The following is a 2371-nucleotide window of genomic DNA, read 5'->3' as shown; positions in this document are numbered from 1 at the left end:
CCCCCCATTTTCGACAATTATTTTGCCCTATTGTCGCTTTTTTTATGTGTTGCTAAAGTATATTATTTTTTACTCTTATTTTCTCGATAATTGAGTTCTTTTATTAAAGTTTTATATAATTCTAAAAAACCCACCTTGTTAGTAGTATTCCAGGTGGGTTTTTTGCTTAAAATTTTAAACTTTAGGTCTCATTGTTGGGAATAAAATTACATCCCTTATGGAATAGGAATCGGTCAAGAGCATAACCAGTCTGTCTATTCCTATTCCAAGACCGCCTGTAGGAGGCATCCCGTATTCTAAGGCATTTACAAAATCTTCATCAAACATATGAGCTTCTTCATCACCTGCTTCTCTTTCCTTCAACTGCTGCAAGAATCTTTCCCTCTGATCTATAGGATCATTTAATTCTGAAAAAGCATTTGCCATCTCTCTACGCGTAATAAAAAGCTCAAACCTGTATGTAAAATCAGGGTTGTCCTCTTTTCTCTTAGCAAGTGGCGAAATTTCTATAGGATAATCCAAAATGAAAGTCGGCTGAACTAAATGGCCTTCCACCTTTTCCTCAAAAATTAGATTTAATATCTTACCTTTTGTATCCTTCTCTCCTACTTCTAAATTCAATTCCTCAGCTACTCTTTTGGCTTCTTCATCACTTTTGATTTCATTAAAATCAATACCTGTGAATTTTTTTACCGCCTCAACCATGGTCATTTTAGTCCACGGAGGAGTGAGGTCAATTTCTTCACCCTGATAAACTATTTTTGTGGTCCCAAGTACCTTTTTCGCAACATGGGATATAAGGTTTTCCGTAAGCTCCATCATGTCCGTGTAATCAGCATAAGCTTGATAAAGTTCTATCATCGTAAATTCTGGATTGTGCTTTATCGAAATCCCCTCATTCCTAAAATCCTTGCCGATTTCGTAGACCTTTTCAAATCCACCTACAATTAACCTTTTTAGATATAACTCTGTGGCAATCCTTAAATATAAGTCTATATCAAGAGCATTGTGATGAGTTATAAAAGGCCGGGCAGCCGCTCCCCCCGCAATTGGAGTCAGTATAGGGGTTTCTACTTCCATGAACCCTAAATCATCTAAATAATCCCTTATAGCCTTTATTACCTTGCTTCGTATAATAAAAGTCTTCCTGACCTCAGGATTAACAATCAGGTCTAAATACCTTTGCCTATAACGAAGATCTACGTCTTTCAAGCCATGCCACTTTTCAGGAAGCGGACGCAATGATTTTGAAAGGAGGACAATGTTTTCAGCATTTACAGAAATCTCTCCCTTATGGGTTTTAAATACCGTTCCTTCTACGCCCACTATATCCCCTATATCTAATTTCTTAAACAAATTAAAAATAAAATCCCCGACCTTGTCCTTTTTAATATAAATCTGCAAACGGCCTTTTTCATCCTGAATATCAAAAAAGGCCGCTTTGCCGTGTTCCCTTATCGCCATTATTCTGCCGGCTAATTTTGTCTTTTGACCATCCAATTTTTCAAATTCTTCTTTAATCTGCAGACAGTCATGGGTCCTTTCATACTTTTGTCCATAGGGATTAATCCCCATAGATTTTAATTCTTCTAATTTTTGTATCCTTGCTTTCATCAATTCATTTATCTCATTATCAAAATGTTCCATCATCTACCCTCCATATTTACTTTTATTTTTTAATTTCCTCGATCCTATATTTAATTTTACCTATTGGAACCTGAACTTCAACCACATCTCCTTTTTTTGCTCCAATCAATGCTTTTCCAACTGGTGATTCATTTGATATTTTGTATTCTATAGGGTTAGCTTCCGCTGAACTCACCAAGGTATACTCAATAGCTTCATCGGTTTCAAGGTCCCTTATAAGCACCTTTGACCCTAATGTAACAACTTCAGTCGAAATATCTGCATCATCGATAACCTTTGCGTTTCTCAATTTTTCTTCCAACATTGCTATTTTGCCTTCTACAAAAGCCTGTTCATTCTTCGCTTCATCATATTCAGAATTTTCGCTAATATCCCCAAAGGCAATAGCCTGTTTAATCCTATCAGCAACCTCTTTTCTCCTAACAGATTTCAAGTACTCGAGTTCTTCTTCCAATTTTTTTAAACCTTCTTGGGTTAGAACTACTTCCTTTTTATTCGCCATATCCTTTCTCCCCTCTTACATAAATAAAATTTATCTTTTTATTATGAATAAATTATTCATGTAGTATTATCATTATTCCTATAATTTTAAGCACAATTTTCTCTTGAAATTATACTTTTGTTATTATAATTCAGTGTAAAATTGATGTCAAGAATTTTCATTATTTAAGATCGCGTCAAGTATTTTTAGGTTTTTTTAAAACTCACCATCTCACCACAAGAT

At 35.0% G+C, this 2371-nt stretch carries 2 protein-coding genes; both read right to left on the bottom strand.

The annotated features are described in order from the left end of the window. Positions 1 to 174 precede the first annotated feature (174 nt). Positions 175 to 1650 (bottom strand): lysine--tRNA ligase, encoded by a 1476-nt coding sequence (gene lysS, locus ACPLVF_RS11985; RefSeq protein ID WP_424908055.1) that lies wholly within the window; start codon positions 1648 to 1650, stop codon positions 175 to 177. A 19-nt stretch (positions 1651 to 1669) separates the two neighbouring features. Then, entirely contained in the window at positions 1670 to 2149 is a 480-nt protein-coding gene (greA, locus tag ACPLVF_RS11980; RefSeq protein WP_424908054.1) for a transcription elongation factor GreA, read from the bottom strand. Between the last annotated feature and the right edge of the window lie 222 nt (positions 2150 to 2371).

The organism is Thermovenabulum sp. (genome assembly GCF_049701175.1).
In the GTDB taxonomy this organism is placed as follows: Bacteria; Bacillota; Thermosediminibacteria; order Thermosediminibacterales; family Thermosediminibacteraceae; genus Thermovenabulum.
The sequence above is the reverse complement of the archived record's forward strand: the minus strand, read 5'-3'. Positions and strand labels throughout refer to the sequence as shown.

Bases quoted from the DNA above. Each gene is read 5' to 3' on its own strand.
- lysS (WP_424908055.1), bottom strand. From the start codon at position 1,650: ATGATGGAACATTTTGATAATGAGATAAATGAATTGATGAAAGCAAGG.
- greA (WP_424908054.1), bottom strand. From the start codon at position 2,149: ATGGCGAATAAAAAGGAAGTAGTTCTAACCCAAGAAGGTTTAAAAAAA.